The organism is Erwinia sp. (assembly GCF_031978025.1).
Classification (GTDB): Bacteria; Pseudomonadota; Gammaproteobacteria; order Enterobacterales; family Enterobacteriaceae; genus Erwinia.
Map to the genome: position 1 here is coordinate 19510 of NZ_DALZCD010000014.1, position 8247 is coordinate 27756.

General features: G+C 57.3%; 8 protein-coding genes. 6 read left to right on the top strand and 2 right to left on the bottom strand.

Annotated elements, in window-relative coordinates; genetic code table 11:
• Positions 1 to 24: 24 nt before the first annotated feature.
• Positions 25 to 1734 carry an assimilatory sulfite reductase (NADPH) hemoprotein subunit gene (gene cysI, locus RTK32_RS02215; RefSeq protein ID WP_312041900.1) on the top strand — a complete coding sequence of 570 codons (1710 nt, stop codon included), beginning with the start codon at positions 25 to 27 and terminating at the stop codon, positions 1732 to 1734.
• Positions 1735 to 1746: 12 nt separating this feature from the next.
• A complete protein-coding gene (gene cysH / locus RTK32_RS02220) occupies positions 1747 to 2478 on the top strand; it encodes a phosphoadenosine phosphosulfate reductase (RefSeq protein WP_312041901.1) in 732 nt (243 codons plus the stop codon).
• Positions 2479 to 2647: 169 nt separating this feature from the next.
• Here cysH and RTK32_RS02225 read toward each other — a convergent pair whose 3' ends face one another.
• Both RTK32_RS02225 and RTK32_RS02230 read right to left on the bottom strand, forming a co-directional pair.
• Positions 2648 to 2932: a YciI family protein gene (locus RTK32_RS02225; RefSeq protein WP_312041902.1), complete on the bottom strand. Its 285-nt coding sequence runs from the start codon at positions 2930 to 2932 to the stop codon at positions 2648 to 2650.
• 8 nt (positions 2933 to 2940) lie between these two features.
• Positions 2941 to 3939, bottom strand: a complete 999-nt coding sequence (locus RTK32_RS02230; RefSeq protein ID WP_312041903.1) for an aminopeptidase — start codon at positions 3937 to 3939, stop codon at positions 2941 to 2943.
• A 252-nt stretch (positions 3940 to 4191) separates the two neighbouring features.
• Between RTK32_RS02230 and cysG the strand changes: the two genes are divergently transcribed.
• The 4 genes from cysG to cysC form a co-directional block, all read left to right on the top strand.
• Positions 4192 to 5598 carry a siroheme synthase CysG gene (cysG, locus tag RTK32_RS02235; protein ID WP_312041904.1) on the top strand — a complete coding sequence of 469 codons (1407 nt, stop codon included), beginning with the start codon at positions 4192 to 4194 and terminating at the stop codon, positions 5596 to 5598.
• A gap of 9 nt (positions 5599 to 5607) precedes the next feature.
• Positions 5608 to 6516 (top strand): sulfate adenylyltransferase subunit CysD, encoded by a 909-nt coding sequence (gene cysD, locus RTK32_RS02240; RefSeq protein WP_312041905.1) that lies wholly within the window; start codon positions 5608 to 5610, stop codon positions 6514 to 6516.
• Between the two features lie 9 nt (positions 6517 to 6525).
• Positions 6526 to 7953, top strand: coding sequence for a sulfate adenylyltransferase subunit CysN (gene cysN, locus RTK32_RS02245; protein WP_312041906.1), 1428 nt, complete (start codon positions 6526 to 6528; stop codon positions 7951 to 7953).
• Positions 7953 to 8247: adenylyl-sulfate kinase (cysC, locus tag RTK32_RS02250; protein ID WP_312041907.1), on the top strand; the 295-nt coding region annotated here is incomplete at its 3' end. The genes cysN and cysC, both read left to right, overlap by 1 nt.

Genomic DNA, 8247 nt, shown 5'->3' on the forward strand with positions numbered 1-8247 from the left:
AATGAATATTAAAGAGACAGCCTTATGAGCAATGAAAAACGTCCGCTGGTGGTTGAAGGCAAGTTGACCGACGCCGAGCGCCTGAAAAAAGAGAGCAACTATCTGCGCGGCACCATCGCAGAGGATCTGGATAACGGCCTGACCGGCGGGTTCACCGGCGATAATTTTCTGCTGATCCGCTTTCACGGTATGTACCAGCAGGACGACCGCGACATCCGAGCCGAGCGCGCCGAGCAGAAGCTGGAACCCCGCCATGCGATGATGCTGCGCTGCCGCCTGCCGGGCGGTATCATTACGCCAACGCAGTGGCTGGCTATCGATAAATTTGCGGCAGATAACACGCTTTACGGCAGTATCCGCCTGACCAATCGGCAGACCTTTCAGTTTCACGGCATCCTGAAAGGCAACGTCAAACCTGCTCACCAGATGCTGAGCGAAGTGGGACTGGACGCGCTGGCGACGGCAAACGACGTAAACCGTAACGTTCTGTGCACCTCAAATCCTATTGAATCCGAGCTGCATCAGGAAGCGTATGAATGGGCGAAAAAGCTCTCTGAGCACCTGCTGCCGCAAACCCGCGCCTATGCGGAAATCTGGCTGGATCAGGAGAAAGTCGCCACTACGGACAAAGAGCCGATTCTGGGCGAAACCTATCTGCCGCGTAAGTTCAAAACCACCGTCGTGGTGCCGCCGCATAACGATGTGGATCTGCACGCTAACGATCTGAACTTTATTGCCATCGCCGAAAACGGCAGGCTGATCGGCTTTAACCTGCTGGTGGGCGGCGGATTGTCTATCGAGCACGGTAACAAAGCGACTTATGCGCGCACCGCCAGCGAGTTCGGCTATCTGCCGGTTGAGAAAATCCTCGACGTAGCGGAAGCGGTTGTCACCACGCAGCGCGACTGGGGCAACCGTACCGATCGCAAAAACGCTAAAACCAAGTACACGCTGGAGCGCGTGGGCGTGGAAACCTTTAAGCAGGAAGTGGAGCGCCGTGCAGGCCTGACTTTCGAGCCAATCCGTCCTTATGAATTCACTACCCGCGGCGACCGTTTCGGCTGGGTGAAAGGGATTGATAATAACTGGCACCTGACGCTGTTTATTGAAAATGGTCGCCTGCTGGATTACCCGGGCCGACCGCTGAAAACGGGCCTGGCCGAAATCGCGAAGGTGCACAAGGGCGACTTCCGCCTGACCGCCAACCAAAATCTGATCGTGGCGGGCGTGCCGGAAGCGGAAAAGCCTGCTATTGAGCGGCTTGCGCGCGAGCACGGTCTGATGGAAAACGTCACGGCGCAGCGTGAAAACTCTATGGCCTGCGTGGCGTTTCCTACCTGCCCGCTGGCGATGGCGGAGGCCGAACGCTTCCTGCCGTCGTTCGTTAGCCGTGTAGAAGAGCGGATGACGGCGCACGGCGTGGGCGACGAGCATATCGTTCTGCGCGTGACCGGCTGCCCTAACGGCTGTGGCCGTGCGCTGCTGGCCGAGGTTGGCCTGGTAGGCAAAGCGCCAGGACGCTATAACCTGCATTTGGGTGGCAACCGCATCGGCACGCGCATCCCGCGCATGTACCGTGAAAATATTACCGAAGATGAAATTTTAACCACTCTCGATCATCTGTTGGGTCGCTGGTCAAAAGAACGCGAAGCGGACGAAGGCTTTGGCGATTTCACTATCCGCGCGGGCGTGGTGGAACCTGTTCTCGATCCGGCTCGTGATTTTTGGGCATAACGGAGGCGCGAAATGGCAGTACTCGATCTCTCGGCACTGAATGCACTACCCAAAGTCGAACGCGTGATGGCGCTGGCGGAAATCAATACCAAACTGGAAAAGCTTTCGGCGCAGGATCGCGTCAGTTGGGCGCTGTCTAACCTGCCTGGCGAAGCGGTGCTTTCTTCCAGTTTTGGCATTCAGGCGGCGGTAAGTTTGCATCTGGTGACTCAGGTGAAGCCCGATATCCCGGTGATCCTGACCGATACCGGCTACCTGTTCCCTGAAACCTATCAGTTTATCGACGAGCTGACCGACAAGCTCAGCCTGAACCTGAAAGTGTTTCGCGCCGAACAGAGCGCGGCCTGGCAAGAGGCGCGTTACGGTAAGCTGTGGGAGCAGGGCGTGGAAGGCATTGAACGCTACAACGATATCAACAAAGTTGAGCCGATGAATCGTGCGCTGGAGACGCTAAACGCGCAGACGTGGTTTGCCGGTCTGCGTCGCGATCAGTCCACCAGCCGCGCTCATCTGCCGGTGTTGGCTATCCAGCGCGGCGTGTTCAAAATGCTGCCGATTATCGACTGGGACAACCGCCAGGTTTATCAGTATCTGAAGGAGCACGGCCTGGGCTATCATCCATTGTGGGACAAGGGCTACCTGTCGGTCGGCGACACGCACACCACGCGCAAGTGGGAGCCGGGCATGGCGGAAGAGGAAACCCGTTTCTTCGGCCTGAAGCGCGAGTGCGGCCTGCACGAATAGCAGCTTATCAACTCTGCCGTATTACCCCGGCAGAGTTGATGGCGCAGGGAAGGCGTCAGAAGAGCACGGCACTCGGTGACGGCTGCATAGTGGTCACCGAAGCCGACGCTTTCAGTCTGCAGAAGCAGCGGGCGATTTCATGGTCGCAACGGGGTGTCCCTCACCCAATCTATAACCCCACCAGCGCGGAAAAGTCAGCCGATCCGCGGTTAACGTTCACCTTAGTCACTTCGTAATCCGCTACCTGCTGAAAAGCATCCTCCGCCAGAATCTTATCCAGCCGCGCACGATCGATATCCCGCACCAGGATCACGCCACCGGTACGGGGATCTTTACGACCGGCAGCGATAAAGGTGCCGTCGGCGAAGTAAGTATCCAGCCAGGCAATATGAGCAACCAGCGCCGCTTCCACCTCTGGCATCGGGCGGTTGTAGGTCAGACTGACGATATACATAAATCTCCTTAAGCTTCAGGTTGAGGATTGGCTAATTCACGCAGCAGCGGCAGCAGGATTTTCACGCTGTCATGGGTGCGGTGCGTGATGCGGCCGGGCAGCCAACGGTCGATCCAGGCAAGATTATCGCAGCTGGCCTGCTGCTGACAGCTTCCCTGCGGAAAATGCGCGTTGCTGGTATGAAGCTGGTGCCCCTTTCTGTCCCAGTTGGCGGCGCGAACGCTCAATAGCGGAATGCCTGCCTTATCAAACGTCTCTATCGCCGGTTCTTTTTTTACCGCTTTGCCCAACGTGGTGGCAGGGATCCGCATTAACCGGGCCAGTGCCAGCGCCCGATCGCGCGTCTGCCGTGCCACGGGTTCCGGCGTGTTGCTGCCGCTGTTAAACCAGAGCCGGTTACCCACCAGCAAATCGCTCAGTTTAATCACCAGCAGCGTATTCTTTTTCTCTGCTGGCTTCATGCGGGCGAGATAATCCTCTTCGCCATGCAGCATGGAACCACTCAGGGCCACAAAGCGCAGGCTATAGTGCAGCGGCGTCGATTTTAAACGCTCCGCCAGCTCCAGCATCACGGCCACCCCGGAAGCGTTATCGTCGGCTCCCTGTAAAGTCAGGCCCCCGCGATTTTTTTGTCGATCGCTGTCGCTTTGCGGCAGCCAGGTATCGGCGGGTGCCAGCACCACTATCTGCTGCGGCACTTCGCCTGCGCGTGCGGCAATAACCGACGTCGCGATGACGTTGTGATCGCTGACGCGGCCATCCTGCGATTTATAGTGGTAGCGGGCCGTAAAATCTCTTTTATTGCTGTCATAGCCCCACTGCTGAAATTGCTGTTGCAGGTAGTCAGCGTTGAGCATCTCAGCAGGGCTGCCAGCCATGCGGCCAGGAAAGTAAGTGGCGATATGGCGTAGCTGCTGTTCGGCAAGCTGGCCTTCAGTAGTGGCGGCGTGAAGCGGGGAAAGCGCGCCCAGCGCAAGCAGTGCGCTCAGGCAAAGTCGGGAAAACATGTCACGTCCTTAATCGTCGACCTGTAACGAAACAGCGAAAATAATTTTCTGCCCTAGTATGAAAGTGTGACTGGCTCCGCACAATTACAATCCCTCTGAAAGCCCCTGAAATAGCTTCGCTAAGCACATTTTGTGCGTAGCTTTACCGCAACGTTATTCCATTCGGTAACTACTCATTCCAATTAGTAATTTCATAAGGCTCCGCCGCCGCCCTATAGTCGCGTTAACTTTTTGTTATTTAGCAAGGCTGACGTGGATTATCTTCCTCTTTTTGCAGACATCCGAAACAAACCGGTGCTCGTGGTTGGCGGCGGCGACGTGGCCGCACGCAAAATCGAACTGCTGCGTCGCGCAGGCGCGCGGGTGCAAATTGCTGCCCACGAACTTTGTGAAGAGCTGACGGCGCTCAAGGAGAGCGGCAACGTTGAGTGGATCGGCCGCGACTATGAGAGCGCGCAGCTTGACCTTGTCTATTTCGTGATTGCCGCGACCGACGACAGCGAGCTGAACAGCCGTGTCTTTGATGATGCCAGCGAGCGCAGGCTGCTGGCTAACGTGGTCGACGACCAGCCTAAATGCTCCTTTATATTCCCTTCCATTGTCGATCGCTCGCCGTTAGTGGTGGCTATTTCCTCCAGCGGAACGGCGCCCGTGTTGGCACGCCTGCTGCGTGAAAAGCTGGAGGCTTTACTGCCGGCTAACCTGGGCCAGATGGCCGCGCTTGCCGGCAGCTGGCGGGACCGGGTGAAGCAGCGGCTGACCAAAATGTCGGCACGCCGCCGCTTCTGGGAAAAAGCATTCAACGGCCTTTTCGCCAGTCAGGTCGCTTCCGGCAATCTCACCGGCGCGGAAGAGACGCTGGCTCGCCAGCTGGACGATCCGGACGCGGGGCAGGGAGAAATCATCCTGGTCGGTGCCGGGCCGGGCGACGCCGGTCTGCTGACGCTGCGTGGACTTCAGGTGATGCAGCAGGCGGACGTGGTGCTCTACGACCATCTGGTCAGCGATGAAGTGCTTGATTTAGTCCGGCGCGATGCCGACCGCATCTGCGTAGGCAAACGCGCCAGCGCGCACAGCGTCCCCCAGGAAGAAACCAACCGAATGCTGGTCGAGCTGGCGAAGAAAGGCAAGCGGGTAGTGCGCCTGAAGGGCGGCGATCCCTTTATTTTTGGTCGGGGTGGTGAAGAGCTTCAGGCGGCGGTTGAAGCAGGCATTCCTTTTCAGGTTGTGCCGGGCGTGACCGCAGCGGCAGGCGCGACAGCCTATGCCGGCATCCCGCTGACGCATCGCGACCATGCTCAAAGCGTGCTGTTTATTACCGGTCATTGCCGTGCCGACGGCGAAGAGATGGACTGGCCTTCGCTTGCCCGTGCGCGCCAGACGCTGGCTATTTATATGGGTACGGTGAAAGCCGCAGAGATCTCGGCGCAGCTCATTGCGCACGGCCGTGACGCGCAGACGCCGGTGGCGGTGATCGGACGCGGCACGCGCCAGGATCAGCAGGTGCTGACCGGCACGCTACAGGAATTAGAACAACTGGCACAACGTGCGCCAACGCCCGCCCTGTTAGTGATTGGGGAAGTGGTCAATCTGCATCAGCAGCTGGCGTGGTTTCAACATTCAGCGCAGCGGGCGTCCGCCGTTGTGAATTTGGCTTGAGGAAAAGTTATGGATCAAAAACGACTCACCCACCTGCGTCAACTGGAAGCGGAAAGTATCCATATCATCCGTGAAGTAGCGGCAGAGTTTGGCAATCCGGTGATGATGTACTCTATCGGCAAAGACTCTTCGGTGATGCTGCACCTGGCGCGTAAAGCGTTTTACCCGGGCACGCTGCCTTTCCCGTTACTGCATGTGGATACCGGCTGGAAATTTCGTGAAATGTACGAATTCCGCGACCGGACGGTAAAAGAGATCGGCGCTGAACTGCTGGTGCACAAAAACCCGGAAGGCGTGGCAATGGGCATTAATCCGTTTGTTCACGGCAGCGCCAAGCATACCGATATCATGAAAACCGAAGGGCTGAAGCAAGCGTTAAATAAGTACGGCTTTGATGCGGCATTCGGCGGCGCGCGTCGTGACGAAGAGAAATCTCGCGCGAAAGAGCGTATCTACTCCTTCCGCGACCGCTTCCACCGCTGGGATCCGAAAAATCAGCGTCCTGAGCTGTGGCATAACTACAACGGCCAGATTAACAAAGGCGAAAGCATTCGTGTCTTCCCGCTGTCCAACTGGACCGAGCTGGATATCTGGCAGTACATCTTCCTGGAAAACATCGACATCGTGCCGCTTTATCTGGCCGCTAACCGCCCGGTACTGGAGCGCGACGGTATGTTGATGATGATTGACGACGACCGTATCGACCTGCAGCCTGGCGAAAAGATTGAAGAGCGGATGGTGCGTTTTCGTACCCTCGGCTGCTGGCCGCTGACCGGCGCGGTGGAATCCGAAGCGCAAACGCTGCCTTCGATCATCGAAGAGATGCTGGTGTCGACCACCAGCGAACGTCAGGGGCGCGTGATCGACCGCGATCAGTCCGGCTCAATGGAGCTGAAGAAACGCCAGGGTTATTTCTAAGGAGCCGAGATGAACAACGTCATTGCACAACAAATTGCCGACCAGGGCGGCGTGGAAGCCTGGCTGCACGCCCAGCAGCATAAAAGCCTGCTGCGCTTCCTAACCTGCGGCAGCGTCGACGACGGCAAGAGTACGCTGATTGGCCGCCTGTTACACGATACGCGCCAGATTTATGAAGATCAGCTCTCTTCGCTGCATAACGACAGCAAGCGTCACGGTACCCAAGGCGAAAAACTGGATCTTGCCCTGCTGGTGGATGGCCTGCAGGCCGAGCGTGAGCAGGGCATCACTATCGACGTGGCCTATCGCTATTTCTCTACCGAAAAGCGCAAATTTATTATTGCTGACACGCCGGGTCACGAGCAGTACACCCGCAATATGGCGACCGGCGCATCCACCTGCGATTTGGCTATCCTGCTGATCGATGCGCGTAAAGGCGTGCTGGATCAGACACGTCGTCACAGCTTTATCTCTACGCTGCTGGGTATCAAACACCTGGTCGTGGCCATTAATAAGATGGATCTGGTTGAGTACAGCGAAGAGAAATTTGAGCAGATCAAACAGGCCTACCTGGATTTTGCCGGCCAGTTGCCGAACGATCTGGATATCCGCTTTGTGCCGCTGTCGGCGCTGGAAGGTGAAAACGTCGCTTCTGCGAGCGAGGCGATGAGCTGGTACACCGGCCCGACGCTGCTGGACGTGTTGGAAACCGTTGAGGTGAAGCGCGTGGTAGAGCAGCAGCCGATGCGTTTCCCCGTGCAGTATGTTAACCGTCCTAACCTGGATTTCCGGGGTTATGCGGGCACGCTGGCTTCGGGATCGGTAACCGTGGGGCAGCGAGTGAAGGTACTGCCTTCCGGCGTAGAATCCTCCATAGCCCGCATTGTGACCTTTGACGGCGATCTGCAGGAAGCTCAGGCTGGCGAAGCGATTACGCTGGTCTTAAAGGATGAAATTGATATCAGCCGTGGCGATCTTCTGGTAGAGGCAGGCGCAGAACTGAAGCCCGTGCAGGCGGCCAGCGTGGATGTGGTCTGGATGGCAGAACAGCCGCTGGTGCCGGGCCAAAGCTTCGATATCAAAATTGCCGGTAAAAAGACCCGCGCACGTGTCGAAAAAATTCAATACCAGGTCGAAATCAACAGTCTGGCCCAGCGTCAGGTAGAAAACCTGCCGTTGAACGGTATCGGCCTGGTGGATCTGACCTTTGACGAGCCGATGGTGCTGGATAAATATCAGCAGAACCCGGTAACCGGTGGCCTGATTTTCATTGACCGCCTGAGCAACGTTACCGTCGGCGCAGGCATGATCCGCGAACCGAAAGAAGACACGGTGCCAACGAACGGTGATTTCAGTGCTTTTGAACTGGAATTTAACGCACTGGTGCGTCGTCACTTCCCACACTGGGGCGCCCGTGATATTTCGGGCGGTCAATAATGGCCGCTCATGACGAAAACATCGTCTGGCATTCGCACGCGGTAACGCGTGCGGAGCGGGAACAGCTGCATGGCCATCAGGGAGTAGTCCTGTGGTTTACGGGACTTTCCGGCTCCGGGAAATCTACCGTGGCCGGTGCGCTGGAGCAGGCGCTGCATCAGCTTGGCGTCAGTACCTATCTGCTGGATGGCGACAATGTACGTCACGGTCTCTGCCACGATTTGGGCTTTAGCGACGCCGACCGTAAAGAGAATATTCGTCGCGTCGGTGAAGTCGCAAAGCTGATGGTCGATG